Raw genomic sequence first — 413 nt, 5'->3', positions numbered from 1 at the left:
GTTTCAAAAAACCAGTGAAAAAATGATAGATATATTTGGAGCGAATGGATATATCCGCTACTTTTGCACCCGCTTTCCAAGAGACGGAAAGCCTTGAAATTGACATTCTGACAGAAACGGATACTGAACTCCAGCAAATTTCTCTTCTTTTGCTCTTATTCTAACCAAGAATAACGCTGCTGAAAAGAAATTTGAAAAAAAACTTCCGAAACATTTGGAAGTTATCTGATAAAGTTCTTACCTTTGCACCCGCTTTCCAAGAGATGGTAAGCCTTGAAATTGACTTGCTGACAGAAACGGTGCTAAGAGCTTCTTCTTCTTTTATCTCCCTTTCGCAAAGAGAGACGACGAGAAAAAGAAAAAAAAGAAAAAAAACTTTCGAAATTATTTGGAAGATATACTTAAAAGTTCTT

1 protein-coding gene is annotated in these 413 nt (G+C 35.6%); it reads left to right on the top strand.

The genetic code is table 11. The features are described 5' to 3' along the window. Positions 1 to 191: 191 nt before the first annotated feature. The coding region (locus DW036_RS26145) for a hypothetical protein (protein WP_222850741.1) at positions 192 to 413 on the top strand (222 nt) is incomplete at its 3' end.

It is taken from the genome of Bacteroides sp. AF39-11AC (assembly GCF_003474285.1).
Taxonomy (GTDB): Bacteria; Bacteroidota; Bacteroidia; order Bacteroidales; family Bacteroidaceae; genus Bacteroides.
The sequence above is the reverse complement of the archived record's forward strand: the minus strand, read 5'-3'. Positions and strand labels throughout refer to the sequence as shown.